This is a genomic window from Streptomyces sp. NPDC005402, from assembly GCF_040606575.1.
In the GTDB taxonomy this organism is placed as follows: Bacteria; Actinomycetota; Actinomycetes; order Streptomycetales; family Streptomycetaceae; genus Streptomyces.
In genome coordinates this window covers 341,177-355,718 of the sequence record NZ_JBEXFB010000005.1, presented here as the reverse complement: position 1 = coordinate 355,718, position 14,542 = coordinate 341,177, and the positions used below count along the sequence as shown (strand labels likewise).

General features: G+C 71.3%; 13 protein-coding genes. 7 read left to right on the top strand and 6 right to left on the bottom strand.

Features of this window, described 5'->3' with window-relative positions; genetic code table 11:
• Window positions 1–37: 37 nt before the first annotated feature.
• The 3 genes from ABZT02_RS12360 to ABZT02_RS12350 form a co-directional block, all read right to left on the bottom strand.
• Window positions 38–934 (bottom strand): PfkB family carbohydrate kinase, encoded by an 897-nt coding sequence (locus ABZT02_RS12360; RefSeq protein WP_356016882.1) that lies wholly within the window; start codon window positions 932–934, stop codon window positions 38–40.
• A 36-nt stretch (window positions 935–970) separates the two neighbouring features.
• Complete coding sequence (locus tag ABZT02_RS12355; RefSeq protein ID WP_356016880.1) at window positions 971–1,429, bottom strand: DUF1801 domain-containing protein; 459 nt, start codon at window positions 1,427–1,429, stop codon at window positions 971–973.
• 121 nt (window positions 1,430–1,550) lie between these two features.
• Window positions 1,551–2,006 (bottom strand): carboxymuconolactone decarboxylase family protein, encoded by a 456-nt coding sequence (locus ABZT02_RS12350; protein WP_356016878.1) that lies wholly within the window; start codon window positions 2,004–2,006, stop codon window positions 1,551–1,553.
• A gap of 181 nt (window positions 2,007–2,187) precedes the next feature.
• On the opposite strand from ABZT02_RS12350, the gene ABZT02_RS12345 reads away from it, so the two are divergent.
• The 3 genes from ABZT02_RS12345 (at window position 2,188) to ABZT02_RS12335 (ending at window position 6,918) form a co-directional block, all read left to right on the top strand.
• Window positions 2,188–4,668 carry a tetratricopeptide repeat protein gene (locus ABZT02_RS12345; RefSeq protein ID WP_356016876.1) on the top strand — a complete coding sequence of 827 codons (2,481 nt, stop codon included), beginning with the start codon at window positions 2,188–2,190 and terminating at the stop codon, window positions 4,666–4,668.
• Window positions 4,669–4,941: 273 nt separating this feature from the next.
• On the top strand, window positions 4,942–5,961 hold the full coding sequence (locus tag ABZT02_RS12340) for an aldo/keto reductase (RefSeq protein ID WP_356016874.1): 1,020 nt from the start codon (window positions 4,942–4,944) through the stop codon (window positions 5,959–5,961).
• A 39-nt stretch (window positions 5,962–6,000) separates the two neighbouring features.
• Window positions 6,001–6,918 carry an LLM class flavin-dependent oxidoreductase gene (locus ABZT02_RS12335; RefSeq protein WP_356016873.1) on the top strand — a complete coding sequence of 306 codons (918 nt, stop codon included), beginning with the start codon at window positions 6,001–6,003 and terminating at the stop codon, window positions 6,916–6,918.
• Here ABZT02_RS12335 and ABZT02_RS12330 read toward each other — a convergent pair.
• Both ABZT02_RS12330 and ABZT02_RS12325 read right to left on the bottom strand, forming a co-directional pair.
• A complete protein-coding gene (locus ABZT02_RS12330) occupies window positions 6,881–7,789 on the bottom strand; it encodes a glycoside hydrolase family 16 protein (RefSeq protein ID WP_356016872.1) in 909 nt (302 codons plus the stop codon). The genes ABZT02_RS12335 and ABZT02_RS12330 overlap by 38 nt on opposite strands.
• A gap of 176 nt (window positions 7,790–7,965) precedes the next feature.
• Window positions 7,966–8,283 carry a hypothetical protein gene (locus ABZT02_RS12325; RefSeq protein ID WP_356016870.1) on the bottom strand — a complete coding sequence of 106 codons (318 nt, stop codon included), beginning with the start codon at window positions 8,281–8,283 and terminating at the stop codon, window positions 7,966–7,968.
• 559 nt (window positions 8,284–8,842) lie between these two features.
• On the opposite strand from ABZT02_RS12325, the gene ABZT02_RS12320 reads away from it, so the two are divergent.
• The 3 genes from ABZT02_RS12320 to ABZT02_RS12310 are packed head-to-tail and all read left to right on the top strand — an operon-like array spanning window position 8,843 to window position 12,132.
• Window positions 8,843–10,036, top strand: a complete 1,194-nt coding sequence (locus tag ABZT02_RS12320) for a fused response regulator/phosphatase (RefSeq protein WP_356017133.1) — start codon at window positions 8,843–8,845, stop codon at window positions 10,034–10,036.
• Window positions 10,037–10,078: 42 nt separating this feature from the next.
• Complete coding sequence (locus ABZT02_RS12315) at window positions 10,079–11,689, top strand: ATP-binding protein (protein WP_356017131.1); 1,611 nt, start codon at window positions 10,079–10,081, stop codon at window positions 11,687–11,689.
• A complete protein-coding gene (locus ABZT02_RS12310; RefSeq protein ID WP_037708963.1) occupies window positions 11,686–12,132 on the top strand; it encodes a response regulator in 447 nt (148 codons plus the stop codon). Before ABZT02_RS12315 ends, ABZT02_RS12310 begins: the two co-directional genes overlap by 4 nt.
• A gap of 277 nt (window positions 12,133–12,409) precedes the next feature.
• On the opposite strand, the gene ABZT02_RS12305 is transcribed toward ABZT02_RS12310, so the two are convergent.
• On the bottom strand, window positions 12,410–13,159 hold the full coding sequence (locus ABZT02_RS12305) for a TioE family transcriptional regulator (RefSeq protein WP_356016868.1): 750 nt from the start codon (window positions 13,157–13,159) through the stop codon (window positions 12,410–12,412).
• A 58-nt stretch (window positions 13,160–13,217) separates the two neighbouring features.
• Here ABZT02_RS12305 and ABZT02_RS12300 point away from each other — a divergent pair, with 58 nt between their 5' ends.
• Complete coding sequence (locus tag ABZT02_RS12300; RefSeq protein ID WP_356016866.1) at window positions 13,218–14,420, top strand: erythromycin esterase family protein; 1,203 nt, start codon at window positions 13,218–13,220, stop codon at window positions 14,418–14,420.
• Window positions 14,421–14,542: the final 122 nt, after the last annotated feature.

The window sequence follows — 14,542 nt, the reverse complement described above, 5'->3', positions numbered from 1 at the left end:
ACTGCTCGTCAATGGGGCGGGATAGATCCGATGTATCTCACGGGGTCCGCATCCAGGCCCGAGTGCCGAACGAGACGCACGCCCGCGAGGCCACTCCGGCCGCGGCGCGCAGGGCCTCGGTGAAGCCGTACGGGGTCAAGTGCGCCTCGGTGGCGAGGTGATGGGTGAGCGCCCCGTGGAGGACGTCACCCGCGCCGAGGGTGTCCGCGACCCGGACGGCAGGCACATCCACGCTGCCACCGTCCTCGGGGCCCGCCCACTCGATGGGCCGGCCTCCACGACTCACCGCCGACCAGACCACCCCGTGTTCCTTGAGGAACCGCAGGACGTCCGCGGGGGTGTTCGTGCCGGGCGGCCGGAAGTCCTCCGAGCACACGGCCACGTCGATCGACGGCAGCAGCGTCTCCGTACCGGCCTTCCAACTGCCCCCGTCGAAGACGGTGCGTCGCCCGGCGGCACGCGCGGCGCGGGCCGTCATCGTCGCCAGTTCCATGTGGTGGCCGTCGAACTCGACGATGTCGCATGCCGCCACCAGCGCGTCCAGATCGGCGGGTGGCATGAGCCGGTACCCGGCCGCGTTGGTCGACGCGACGGCCCGGTCCCCGCTCGACCGGGTGACCAGAACGGAGGACACGGCGGGCGGCTTGGTCGAGTCGGCCGCAAGGTCCCGGATGTGCACGCCCAGTTCGCGCAGATCCGCCGCGACCGCGACTCCCAGCGGATGGGAGCCGATGCCGGTCAGCAGCCTGGCCGTGCCGCCCAGGTGGCTGAAGGTCACGGCCGCGTTCGCCGCCGGACCGCCCGCCGCCACGACCTGCTCACGCGCCGTCAGTTTCTCGTCGGACCCCGGCACATGGTCCACGAGCTGAATGACGTCGAGCGTGCACAGGCCGACGAACAGCCCTTCAGGACGTCGGCTGTTCGTCGGCTCCACTTTCTGACACCTCTTCCTGCTCGCGGTCCTCGGGCCTCAGCCCGCCGCCCTCTTCACCAGCTCGCCGATCCGCGCCTCGTCGGCGGCGGTCAGCTTCGTGAGCGCGAAGGCGGTCGGCCACATCGTGCCCTCGTCGAGGTTCGCCTTGTCGTTGAAGCCGAAGGTGGCGTACCGCGCGTTGAACTTCTGCGCGCTCTGGAAGAAACAGACGACCTTGCCGTCCTTTGCGTACGCGGGCATCCCGTACCAGAGCTTCGGTGCCAGTCCGGGCGCGCTCGCCTTGACGACGGCGTGGATCCGTTCGGCCATGACCCGGTCCGCGTCCTGCATCTCCGCGATCTTCGCGACCACGGCGGCCTCGTCCTCCGCCGCCTTGTCGGCACGGGAGCTGCGGCGCGCCGATGTCTTGAGCTCCTGGGCGCGCTCCTTCATCGCGGCGCGCTCCTCGGCGGTGAACGTCTCGGTGCTCCTGGTCGTCTTCCGCGTGCTCGTCATGACGTTTCCTCCTGGTCTACAGCGATCTACGGACTGGTATACGGCCTGGTCTACGGTCTGGCCCACGGACTGATCTACGGACGGTCAGGGACATCCTCGCGCCGAACCGGCGCGAGGCCGTTCACCCCCACGCGCCGGCGATCTGCCGGGTCGTGGCGTTGAGCCGGTTGAACAGGTTCGTGACACCGATCATCAGGACGATCGCGGCGAGCTGCTTCTCGTCGAAGTAGGTGGCGGCCGTGTCCCAGACCTCGTCGCTCACCGCGTCGGGACGGTCGGCGAGGCGCGTCGCCGCCTCGGCCAGCGCGAGTGCCGCCCGCTCCTCCTCGGTGAAGTAGGGGGCCTCTCGCCACGCGGCGACCGTGGCCAGCCGCTCGTCGCTCACGCCTGCCTTACGAGCGGTCTTGGCGCCGCCGTCGACACACGCGCTGCATCCGTTGATCTGACTGACCCGCAGATGCACCAGCTCCAGCGTCTGTCCGTCCACCCCACCGGAGTGCACCGCCTTGATGAGATGCTGGATGGGCTGCATCGTGTCGGGCAGGACGGCGGCGGGGTTCTGCATACGGGACTGCATCAGTAATCGCTCCTCTGTCGGGCTGTGCCCCGCAGCGGCGGGGTGTGATTCCATCTCAGCCGAGAGGGCTTGTCAGGGCGACGGTCGTGGGACACCGTGGGACAGCCGAAGCGGCCTTGAACAGGCACGATCCGGCCCGGACGAGTTCTGCCGGGGCGGGACAGGGGGGCGGGGAACAGTGGTGGAGCACGTCAGGACAGTGGGCGACGACCCGCAGGAGGAACTGGCTGCCCGGCTGCGGCTGCTCCAGGAGCTGTCGAAACGGGGCGTACGGGCCCTCGCACGGGACGCCGGCCTCAGCTCGTCGTCGCTGTCCCGGTATCTCAGTGGCCGGACGGTCCCGCCCTGGCCCGCGGTCATCGCCCTGTGCCGCCTCGTCCAGCGCGATCCCCGCCCGCTGCGCCCCCTGTGGGAGCGGGCCTCCAACCCTCTTCCGGCCCCGCCGAAGACCAGCCGCCAGGTCCCCCCGCCGTCGCCGCCCGCCGGGGCCCCGCGTCCGCCCCGCAACGACCTTCCGCGCGACGTGCCCGACTTCACCGGCCGCGAGGCCCAGCTCGCGGCCGTACTCGACGGGGTCGCCGCCGGCCGGGTGATCGCCGTCGACGGCATGGCGGGCGTCGGCAAGACCTGCCTGGCCGTGCACGCCGCCCATCGGCTCGCCGCCGACTACCCGGACGCCCAGCTCTACCTCGATCTGCACGGCTTCACCGAGGGCCGCAGGCCGCTCGACCCGGACCGCGCCCTGCGCACGCTCCTCGCCGCCCTCGACGTGCCGTCCGAGAAGGTCCCGCAGGACGGCGGGGTCGAGGAACTGGCCGCCTGCTGGAGATCCGAACTCGCCCACCGGCGGGCCGTCGTGGTCCTCGACAACGCCGCCGACGCCGAGCAGGTCCGCCCGCTGCTGCCCGGTGCCGGCCCCTCCGTCGCCCTCATCACCAGCCGCAACCGGCTGCTCGGACTCGACGAGGTCCCGCCGGTGTCGCTGGACGTGCTGACCGAGCAGGAGAGCGCCGAGCTGCTGGCCCGCGCCAGCGGCGAGACCGACGGCCGCGAGGGACGCCTGGCCCGTGACCCCGGGTCCACGGCCGAGGTACTGCGCCTGTGCGGCCGGCTGCCACTGGCGCTCCGGCTGGCCGCGGCCCGGCTGCGGCACCGGCCGGGCTGGACGGTGGGCATCCTCGTCGAGCGGATGGCGGAGGGGGCGAGCGAGTTCGACACCGCGTTCGCCATGTCCGTACGGCAGTTGGACCGCGCCAAGGCCCGGTTGTTCCGGCTGCTCGGCCTGCTGCCGGGGTCGTCGTTCGACGAGCACGTGGCGGCGGCACTCGCGGACGTGCCGCTGCGCAGCGCCCGCGCGATGCTGGAGGATCTGCTGGACGCGCACCTGGTCCAGCAGCCGACGGCAGGCCGCTACCGCCTCCACGACCTGGTCCACCAGCACGCCCGCCGCGCCACCGAGGAGCAGGACTCCCCGGCGGAACGGGACCGGGCCCTGACCCGGGTGCTCGACTACTACGTGCACGCGGCGGCCGCCGCCGACGCGGCGATGCCCTTCCTGTCGCTGAGCCGCGAGGCCTCCGTGCACCGCCCTCCGGCCGAACTGCCGCAGTTCAGCGACAAGATCGCGGCTCTCGTCTGGTTCGGCACCGAGTACCTGAACCTGCTGGCCGCGTTCGAGGCGGCGGAGGACGCCGGGGCCGACCGGCACCTGTGCGAACTACCCCGCTTCATGCGGGCGTACTTCGCCCGGCGCTGCGGCACCACGATGCTCAACGGCCTCTTCGAACGGTCCCTGGCCGCCGCGCAGCGCCTCGCCGACCCCTTGCAACTGGCCGAGGCACACAGCGACTTGGGCTTCGCCCGCTACAACGCCGGCCGGATGGCGGAGGCGGGCGCCGCGTACGAGGAGGCGGCGCGACTGGTGCTCCAGGCGGGGGACATCCGCGCGGAGGCCGAACTGACCATGCGGCGCGGCTACTTGAGATGGGACGAGGGATACGTCGAGGAGCCGCTGGACCTGTTCCGGCTGGCGGGGAAGCTCTACGCCGACGCCGACTGCCCCATGGGCACGGCCCACGCCACCGCGTACGAGGCCTGGGCGCTGCTGCAACTGGGACACCGTGAGGAAGCGGCCCAACTCGCCCGTACGACGCTGGAGATCCCGCACGCCGACGGGGCCTGGCCTCCCACGCTGACGGCCCTGATCACGCTGGGCGTCGCCATCGCCCACGAGGACCCCGACGAGGCTGCCGAACACCTGCACCGGGCGCTCGCGCTGGCTCGCGAGGACGGCCACAAGCACAACGAGGCCTGGTGCCTGAACTGCCTCGGCGTCGCCCTGCGCCGGATGGGCCGCCACGAGGAGGCCCTGGCAAGCCACGAGCAGGCGTTCGCGCTGCTGGACGAGCTGTTCGAGGACCACTGGAAGATCCACTTCCTCAGCGCCTACGGCGAGACGTGCCGTCTGGCAGGCCTGCCGGAGCAGGCCCTGCGCCTCCATCACCAGGCCCTGGACCTGGCCCCGAAGCTCGGCTACCGCCACGCGGAGGCCCTGGCCCACGAGGGCATCGCGGCGGTCCTCGACGAGACGGACCCGAGGGCGGCGGCCGAACACCGGGCAGCGGGTCGGGCCGTTCTGCCGGAGCCCGCGCCGGGCGTCTGAGGCGGCGACTTGTCACTTCGATCGCGTCTGCCCAGGTCAGCACCCCGATCGGCGACGCCGACGTCCTGATCTGCGGCGGCGCGCCAGCACGTGCGCCGCACTGAGCGACCCACGGCTTCCTCCACCCTGCCGACCCGCACGCTTGCAAAAGCGGAACGATGTTCCGTATCGTCGACGGAACAAGGTTCCGTTTCTCCGTGTCGGCGGAGCGGAACCCCCGCAGCCGAGCCGTGCCATGCCGCACGGCCCCACCCGCCATGGAGGAACACGCTCATGCAGTACCGCACCTTGGGCCGCACCGGTGTCCTGGTCAGCTCTCTCGCGCTCGGCGCGATGAACTTCGGCAGGATCGGCCGCACCACCCAGGACGAGGCCACCGCGATCGTCGACGCCGCTCTCGAGGCCGGCGTCAACGTCATCGACACCGCCGACATGTACGGCGACGGCGAGTCGGAGGAGATGGTCGGCAAGGCCATCGCCGGCCGCCGCGACGACATCGTGCTGGCCACCAAGGCCGGCATGCCCATCGGCACCGAACGCAACCACCAGGGCAGTTCGCGCCGCTGGCTGGTCACCGAACTGGACGCCAGCCTGAGCCGCCTCGGCGTCGACCACGTCGACCTGTACCAGATCCACCGCTGGGACCCGAACACCGGCGACGAGGAGACGCTGTCGGCCCTGACCGACCTGCAACGCGCCGGAAAAATCCGCTACTTCGGCTCCTCCACCTTCCCCGCCCACCGCATCGTGCAGGCCCAGTGGACCGCCCGCGAGCACCACCTGGGCCGCTACGTCACCGAGCAGCCCAGCTACTCCATCCTCCAGCGCGGCATCGAGGCCCACGTCCTGCCCGTCACGCAGGAGTACGGCCTCGGCGTGCTGGTGTGGAGCCCGCTGGCGTCGGGCTGGCTGTCGGGCGCCATCCGCGCGGGCCGGGACATCACCACCCACCGCTCGGCGATCCTCCCCGAGCGCTTCGACACCACGATCCCCGCCAACCGGGCCAGGCTCGACGCCGTGGAGCGACTGATCAAGGTGGCCGAAGAGGCGGGGCTCACGCTCATCCAGCTCGCACTCGGTTTCGTGACCGCCCATCCCGGGGTGACCAGCGCGCTCATCGGCCCCCGCACGGTCGACCACCTGCATGCCCAACTCGCCGCCGCGGACACCGTCCTGACCGCCGACGTCCTCGACGCGGTCGACGAGATCGTCGCCCCCGGCACCGACCTGGCCCCGCACGAGAAGCACGACACCCCGCCCGCGCTCCTCGACCCGTCACTGCGCCGCCGCTGACCGCCGGGGGAGACCCCGCACGAAAGGGACCGACCGTCCATGCCGCATCACTCCCCGCCCAGCTTCGGGATCATGACCGCCCCCATGCAGGTCGACTACCACGACATCCTGCGGGTCTGGCGCGAGGCGGACACCCTCCCCGCCATCGAGCACGCCTGGCTCTTCGACCACCTCATGCCGATCGGCGGAGACCCCGGCGGACCGGCCCACGAGGGCTGGACCCTCCTCGCGGCGCTGGCCGCCCAGACCCGCCGCCTACGGCTCGGCGTCATGGTGACCAGCAACCGCTTCCGGCCACCCGCGATGCTGGCCAAGATCGCCACGACCGTCGACATCGTCTCCGGCGGCCGGCTCGACTTCGGCATCGGCGTCGGCTCCCGCCCCGACCACCCCCTGGCCAGACGCGAGTACGAGGCCCACGGACTGCCCTTCCACGACTCCGCGCACGCCGTGGAGAGCCTCGCCGAATCCTGCACGCTGATCAAGCGCCTGTGGACCGAGGAGGAAACCTTCGACCACCACGGCACCCACCACCACCTCACCGGCGCCTTCGCCAACCCCAAACCGGTCCAGCGCCCCCACCCCCCGGTCCTCATCGGCGGCCGCTCGTCCGCGACCCTGCGCATCGCCGCCCGCCACGCCGACCTGTGGAACATCCCCGGTGGTGACATCGACGACGTGACCCGTCGCAGTGCCCTGCTGGACCGCTACTGCGAGGAGATCGGCCGCGACCCCGCCGACATCACCCGCTCGATCCACCTGCCGGTCTCCTACGACCGCCCCGGCGCCACCCGTGACGCGATCACCGAGGCGACCGACGCGGGCTTCACCCACATCGTCCTCGGCCTGCCGGCGCCCTACCTCGCCCACGTCGCCCGATGGGTCGCCGAGGAACTCATCGGCCCCTCGGCCCGGCCGGTCACTTCCAGCCGTACGCGTACGCCGCCACCCACGTGATGTCGAGCTGCGCGCTGCTTCCCGGCGCCGCCCCCGGGCCCTCCAGAGCGCTCTCGTTCTGGAGCACCCAGGACAGGGGACGGTCCGGCACCTCACGGGTGTCATGCCCCGTCTGCCGGCCGTCTACGAAGAACCGCACGTGGCCCGGCGTCCACTCGGTGGACACCGTGTGCCACCGCGTCCAGTCGTCGCTCCCCGGGAAGTACCCCTGTTCACCGCCGCCGCAGGGATGGTGGAAGGAGCTGAGGGGCCCGGTCCACTCGCCCTCGGGGTGGTCCATCTCGCAGCCCCCGCCGTAGTGCAGCCACGCGGACTTGTAGCCGGGAGCGAGTTTCGTGACCCTGATGCGCGCGCTGTACTTGCCGTATGTCATCTGCATCACCGCACGCGGCACCAGGGCCGCGGCATGCACGGGACCGCCGTCCGCGGGCCGCCACATCCGGATCGACATCCGCCCGTCGCCGTTCGCCGCGGGACCGACGCTCACGGTGTCCTCCGGGTGGTGGACACCGACCACGTCCCGCCCCCGGTCGGCGGCCGTGTCCGGCCAACCCGTCGGATACGCCCACCAGTTGTCGCGGTACTTCCCCGTCAGGCCCCCGCAGTGGGCCGCGGAGGTGTCGACGTCGTGCTCGCAGTCGCTGAACGACCCCAGCGGCACCCGGTCGCCGTTGAAGTCCTCGGCGAGAACCTGCCAGAAGGGCCCGCAGTCACCGCGGGGCAGGTGTGTGGCGGTGGTGCGGCAGGCGTCGGCCGGTGCGGGGGCCCCGTCGGCCCGGGGGAGGCCGAGGAGTCCGCCGCCCACGAGCAGGAGGCTCGCGGCCGTCACCAGGATTCGCTTGCGGTGGTGCGGCGCTGCGTGTGAACCCATCCCGAGGCTCCTTCAGGCGGCCGACGCCGTCCGCCCCTGCCGCGCCGGGCACCTGAAAGGCCATGAACCGCGGCGGAGCGGACCGCACTTCGCGAAGGAACATCCTCGCCCGCCGCACTGCGCGGCGCCATCCCCCGGACAAGCCGCGAACCGGAAGGCCCGCTCCGCCTGCCGCCTCAGAACTCGCTGTCGATGCCGGTCACGACCGCGGGGCCCAACGGGGCGTCCTCCTCCGCCAGGCCGCTGTCACGCAGAGCCCGGGAGACCAGCCGTACCGCTTCGGCCTCGGCCTGCGACCGGTCGGGGGCCTCGACCTCCACCCGGGCGGCGAACATGCCGTCCTCCTCCATGGTCAGCACACTCAGCTCCTCGCTCTCCCCGAGATCGGTGTTCCGGGGATCCTGAGGCCGAAGCCTTCGTCCGATGTCGGAGCAGACGCTGTCGGGCACTCCGCGCAGGAACGTGCCGGGGACGGTGATGACATAGGTGGTCACGGGGACTCCTTTCAGACGTCCTACCCGGTTCCCCCTCAGGCCGATCGGAACCGAAGGCACAGGGAGGTCTCCGGATGTGGAGGAGGCGTGCCGCCCGGGGTGGTTTTCTGAAACCGACCCCGCATGGTCACGCCGTTCGCGGGTAAACGCGGCCAGAACACCTGAATCTCGGGATGGGCGGAAGATGACGACGTCGGTGACGGCTGGCACAGGTACGGCAGGGCCGGAGGGGGAGACCTTCGGTGGGAGCGGCCATGAGCTCGGCCATGCTCTCCGTGGCGCCGACGGCCACCTGCTCATCCCCCTCGACCTCGCGGGGAACTGACCAGGGAGTGAAGATCGTTTACGAGGATCAGGACTGCCGAGGCGGCCACAGAGCCCGCCTGACGACCGGCCCCCGGGTGGACGTGCTGTCCCACGGCCGTGGGCGACGGGTGAACATCGGATCGTCGCTCTGACCGTGTTCCCGGCGTTGCCCTGGGCAACCGCCGGCGGCAGACGACCTGTATGGAGTGGGGAGGCCGGGACGAGAGTGATCCCGGGGACTGAGGCCGCCGAGCTGGTGTCGACGGCGGCAGCCGCCGCCGAGACGGCGTGGGAGCACTGGGAGCCGTCGGTGCTCCTCGTGGAGGACGACCCCGGCGACGCGATGCTCGTGGAGGAACTGGTCGTCGACGGCGCCGTGAAGATGCGGCTGCGCTGGGTGCGGTCGATGACCGAGGCGGCCGAGGTGCTGGCCACCGAGACGCCCGACTGCGTCCTGCTCGACCTGCACCTGCCGGACGCTCATGGTCTGGAGGCGGTCTCCCTGGTCCAGGGGCTGGCCGAGCGGGTCGCGATCGTCGTCCTCACCGGGCTCGCCGAGGAGCAGACCGGCCTCGCCGCGGTCGCGGCCGGCGCACAGGACTACCTGGTCAAGGGCCGGGTGGAGCCCGAACTGTTCGGGCGGGCGGTGCGCTACGCGATCCAGCGCAAGCAGACCGAGCAGGCAGCCGTGGCCCTCCAGGCCGGCGCGCTCCAGGCGCAGGAGAACGCCCGCCTGGAGCGCGGACTGCTGCCCCGCCCTCTGCTGCGCGCCGAGGGCGTCCAGGTCGTGGCCCGCTACCGGCCCGGACGCGCGCAGACCCTGCTGGGCGGTGACTTCTACGACATCGTCCAGAGCGCCGACGGCACCCTCCACGCCCTCATCGGGGACGTCTCCGGGCACGGCCCGGACGAGGCGGCCCTGGGAGTCGCCCTGCGGATCGCCTGGCGCACCCTCGTCCTCAGCGGCATCACCGGCGCCCAGCAGATGGCCCGGCTCGAGGAACTGCTGATGGCAGAACGGGCCCGTGACGAGGTCTTCGCGACCCTCGTGACCCTGGCCGCCGTCCCGGGAGAGCAACAGGCCCGCATCGTACGAGCCGGTCATCACGGCCTGCTCCGGCGCACCGGAACGGACGTGGAGTGGGTGGAGGTGCCCGGCGGACCGGCGCTGGGCATGGTGCCCGGCGGCGCGAGCTGGCCGACCGCGGAACTGCCGGTACCGGCGGGAACGTCGGTGGTGCTCTTCACCGACGGCCTCTTCGAGGGGCATGTGAGCCGTGGCACGGAACGCCTGGGCGAGGAAGGGCTGTTGGCCCTAGCCCGGGAGGGAGCCGGCCTGGATCCGGAGCCCTTCGTGGACCGGCTGATAGAGAAGGCCGAGAGCCTCGCCGAAGCGCGGGGCGGCCTGGCAGACGATGTGGCCGTCGTCCATCTGAACTGGAACTGAGTGAGTGGGAGCACGGTGTCGGACCACATGGTGAGGCGAGGGATGGGCGCGGTGTGGAGGGGGCGCCGACTGACGGTGCAGGGGTGGTTCTACCTGCTGCTGGCCGTCATGACGCTGCTGGTGGTGATCGGCAGCGTGGTCGGCGCGGGCCTCCTCGGCCGGACGGCGGAGGTGAGTGATCGGTTGCTGCGCCGCGTCCAGCCCGCCCAGACCGAGGCGTACCGGCTGCAGGCGGCGCTGGCCAACCAGGAGTCGGGCATCCGCGGTTACGCGATCGCCGCCGACCGGCAGTTCCTCACCCCCTACATCCAGGGCAAACGGGACGAGGCGGGCTCGGCGGCCCGGCTGCGCGAGTTCATCGGCGACCGGCCCGAACTGCTGGCGGACCTGAGGGCGATCGAGACCCAGGCGGCCGACTGGCGCCGCGGCTACGCCGAGCCTCTCGCGGCCTCGGTCACGCCCGGCCGTCCCAAGCCGCTGGACCAGCGGAAGGCCGATGAGGGCAAGAAGGAGTTCGACCGGCTGCGCGCCCTGTATGCCAAGCAGAACACCGACCTGGCGAAGGCGGTGGAGGAGGGCCGTTCCCATCTCGTCCATGTACGGAAGGTGCGCGACTGGGTCCTGGCGGGCATGGTCGCGGTCTTCCTGCTGGCCGGCGTCGCCTGCGCCGTCCTGGTCCGCATCCTGGTGACACGCCCTCTGGAGGCGCTGGGCAAGGCGTCGAGGCGGGTGTCGGGAGGTGACTTCGCCCACGTCATCACCAGCGATGGTCCGGCCGACCTGACCGCGGTGGCCAATGCCGTCGAAGGCATGCGCTGGCACATCGTGGCCGAACTCGAAGCCTCCCGCGAACAGCAACAGGAACTGACCCGGCAGGCCGCCGACCTCGACGAGCAGGCCGTGGAATTGCGCCGCTCCAACGCGGAACTGGAGCAGTTCGCCTACGTCGCCTCCCACGATCTGCAGGAGCCGCTGCGCAAGATCGCCTCCTTCTGCCAGCTGCTGGAGAAGCGCTACGGCGACAAGCTCGACGACCGGGGTCGGCAGTACATCGACTTCGCCGTCGACGGGGCCCGGCGCATGCAGGTCCTCATCAACGACCTGCTGACCTTCTCCCGGGTCGGACGGGTCAACGACGCCCGGGTGCCGGTCGGTCTCGACCTGGCGCTGGACAAGGCGCTGGCCAACCTCGGGACGGCCGTCGAGGAGTCCGACGCCCGCGTCGACCGCCCGGAACACCTGCCCGAGGTCGTCGGGGACCCGACCCTGCTGGCCATGCTCTGGCAGAACCTGGTCGGCAACGCCCTCAAGTTCCGCCACCCCGACCGCACCCCGCACGTGTCCATCACCTGCGGAACGGATCCCGACGATCCCGACAGCCTGCTGATGTCCGTCACGGACAACGGCATCGGCATTCCCGAGCAGTTCACGGAGAAGGTGTTCATCATCTTCCAGCGGCTGCACGGCCGGGACGCCTACGGTGGTACCGGCATCGGTCTGGCACTGTGCAAGAAGATCGTGGAACAACACGGTGGCAGGATCTGGATCGACACCGCTCACACGGACGGCACGCGTTTCTGCTTCACCCTTCCGTCCATCGCCGAGAGCCCGGAGGAGTCCGGTATCGGCAGCGAGGATAAGGTTCTGGCATGACCACCCCAGCCGCCAACCCCATAGACGTGCTCCTCGTCGAGGACGATCCCGGCGACGAGCTGATGACCCGTGAGGCGTTCGAGGACAACAAGATCGGCAACACGCTTCATGTGGTCCGGGACGGCGAGGAGGCACTGGACTTCCTCTACCGACGCGGCGACCACACGGAAGCGCCGCAGCCCGACCTCATCCTGCTCGACCTCAACCTCCCCAAGTACGACGGCCGTCAGGTCCTGGAGAAGATCAAGTCAGACCCGGAACTGGCCCACATCCCCGTCGTCGTCCTCACCACCTCCGCGGCTGAGGAGGACATCCTGCGCAGTTACAAGCTCCACGCCAACGCCTATGTGACCAAGCCGGTCGATCTGGACCAGTTCATCGCCGCGGTCCGTCAGATCGACGACTTCTTCGTCCAGGTCGTCCGACTGCCACGCCACTTCTGAAGCCGCCGCGCAACCAGCGTCCCGGCGCCCGCCGCTGCCCCCGGCTGTCGATGCTCGCCGGGCGGTTCGGGCGTCAGCCGCCGGCCAGGAGCTCGGAACGGCTCGGCGAGGGCATACCCGTCAGGTCGCGCCGCGGGCGGACGCGGAAGAGCAGCGCGGGGCTGTTGCAGGAAGGCGAGACCTGCCGACAAGGGCACCCGGCCCCGAACCGCGCCTACATGGGCGCGGACGGGCTGAAAGGGAAGCTTTCCTGACAGTCCAGCCGGCGGCCGTGATCTCATCCGCGCTCGCGAAGATACGCCTCCAGCTCGGCGGCCCCGGCCAGCATCGCCCGGCCGCGGGCGGACAGCCGACCGTGCCAGTCTCCCAGCGCGTCCTGCAACGGCTCCAGACCGCCGGCCTCCCGGACCTGGGCGATCAGTGGCGCGATCTGCTCCAGCAGATAGCCGCCCCGCCTGAGCTGATGGGTCAGCCGGGCGTCCCGTACGGCGGCCTCGTCATAGACGCGATATCCGGTCAGCGCGTCACGGCGCGGCCGCACCAGCCCGGCGCGCTCCCATTTGCGCAGCGTCGCGGGCCGGATTCCGAGCTTGCCGGCCAGCGGCCCGATGAACACGCCCCCGGGCCCGGACCCGGACGCCGACCCGGTCCGCGGGGTCGGCTCGGGCGCCGTGGCGAGGTCCAGGTCGCGCAGGGCCCGCTCCACGGCCTGGAGGGTCCGCCGGTCGTCGAGGAGCTCGGCGTGGCTCTCGTCGATGAGACGGAACGCGTCCTCGACGACGCCCTCGTTCACGGCTCGCATGATCGACGACGCCGTCCGGTGGCCGTGGCCGGGCAGCAGGGCGAGGAAGGCGCTCAGGGCGCTCGCATGCAGCGCGGTGTAGGTGCGGTAGCCGTGAGGCGTGCGGCCGGCGGCCGGAAGGATGCCGGCCTCCTCGTAGTTGCGGACCGCCTGGGTCGACAGACCGTGTCCGCGCGCCAGGTCGACCGGCCTGAGCCGCCCCTCACTTTGAAGCTTTCTTCCCATGTCAGGGACGGTATCGCGAAAAAGTTTCAACCGAAGGTTCAACGATAGCGTTGAAGGCATGGCGACTGACATCAAGCACACCGCCCACGCCGTCGACGCTGTCGCCGTCATGGGGCTGCTCCCGTCCCGGCCCCGACTGCTCGCCCTGGGTGAGCCCACCCACGGCGAGGACACGCTGCTCGAACTGCGCAACGACCTCTTCCGGCAGCTCGTCCAGCAGGAGGGTTACCGGACGATCGCGATCGAGAGCGACTGCATGAGGGGCCTGGCGGTGGACGACTACGTCACCTCGGGCACCGGCACCCTCGACGAGGTCATGGCGCGCGGATTCAGCCACGGATGGGGTGCCTCCGCGGCCAACCGCGCACTCGTGCGCTGGATGCGCGCCCACAACGACGGCCGGCCCGCGTCCGAGCGGGTCCGCTTCGCCGGCTTCGACGGCCCGCTGGAGATCACCGGCGCCGCGAGCCCCCGGCAGGCCCTCACCGCACTCCACGGCTACCTCACGGCCCATGTGGACGCGGACCTGCTCCCCTGCGGCGCGCGGACGCTCGACCGCCTGCTCGGCGCCGACGACCGGTGGACCGACCCGGCCGCGATGACGGACCCGGCCCGGTCGGTGGGGCGGTCCGAGGCGGCGGGCCGACTGCGGCTGCTCGCGGACGAGTTGGTGACCCTGCTCGACGTCCGGACACCGCACCTGATCACGGCGACCTCGCGGGACGACTGGGAACGGGCGTGCCTGTACGGGCGCACGGCGACCGGTCTGCTGCGCTACCACCACGGGATGGCGGACACCTCACCGGCCCGCATGGCAACCCTGTGCGCGCTGCGGGATTCGATGATGGCCCACAACCTCCTCGCCGCCGCCGCTCGCGGCCCGGTACTCGTCCATGCCCACAACTCCCGTCTCCAGCGGGAGAAGAGCTCGATGCGGACATGGGAGGGGCCGGTGGAGTGGTGGAGCGCCGGCGCGCTGGTGCACGCCCGGCTGGGGGAGGAGTACGCCTTCGTGGCCACGGCCCTCGGCGCGATCCGCCACCAAGGAGTGGACGCACCGCCGCAGGACACCATCGAAGGCCTCCTGTACGCCCTCCCGGAGGAGCACAGCCTCATCGACCCCCGGCGCCTTGCCACCACGCTCGCCGACACACCGCCTGCGCCACGCACGTCCCCGTGGTTCGGCTACGCCCCCTTCGACCCGGCCCAACTGGCAGGCATCGACGGGCTCGTGTTCGTCAAGGACGTCTCGCGGAGCTAGTCGCCACCGTCTCCCGGCCGGCCGAACTCCCGTTTGGCTGACCAACCTTCGTTCGAACCTACGAAGTTCCCGCGCAGTGGGTTACTGATCGCCTCTCGCACTGGTAGGAAACATTCCTAACA

Excerpts from the sequence above, each read along its gene's own strand:
- ABZT02_RS12310 (WP_037708963.1), top strand. The coding sequence starts at position 11,686 with ATGACCACCCCAGCCGCCAACCCCATAGACGTGCTCCTCGTCGAGGAC.
- ABZT02_RS12350 (WP_356016878.1), bottom strand. The coding sequence starts at position 2,006 with ATGCAGTCCCGTATGCAGAACCCCGCCGCCGTCCTGCCCGACACGATG.
- ABZT02_RS12330 (WP_356016872.1), bottom strand. The coding sequence starts at position 7,789 with ATGGGTTCACACGCAGCGCCGCACCACCGCAAGCGAATCCTGGTGACG.
- ABZT02_RS12300 (WP_356016866.1), top strand. The coding sequence starts at position 13,218 with ATGGCGACTGACATCAAGCACACCGCCCACGCCGTCGACGCTGTCGCC.
- ABZT02_RS12355 (WP_356016880.1), bottom strand. The coding sequence starts at position 1,429 with ATGACGAGCACGCGGAAGACGACCAGGAGCACCGAGACGTTCACCGCC.
- ABZT02_RS12305 (WP_356016868.1), bottom strand. The coding sequence starts at position 13,159 with ATGGGAAGAAAGCTTCAAAGTGAGGGGCGGCTCAGGCCGGTCGACCTG.
- ABZT02_RS12335 (WP_356016873.1), top strand. The coding sequence starts at position 6,001 with ATGCCGCATCACTCCCCGCCCAGCTTCGGGATCATGACCGCCCCCATG.
- ABZT02_RS12340 (WP_356016874.1), top strand. The coding sequence starts at position 4,942 with ATGCAGTACCGCACCTTGGGCCGCACCGGTGTCCTGGTCAGCTCTCTC.
- ABZT02_RS12315 (WP_356017131.1), top strand. The coding sequence starts at position 10,079 with ATGGGCGCGGTGTGGAGGGGGCGCCGACTGACGGTGCAGGGGTGGTTC.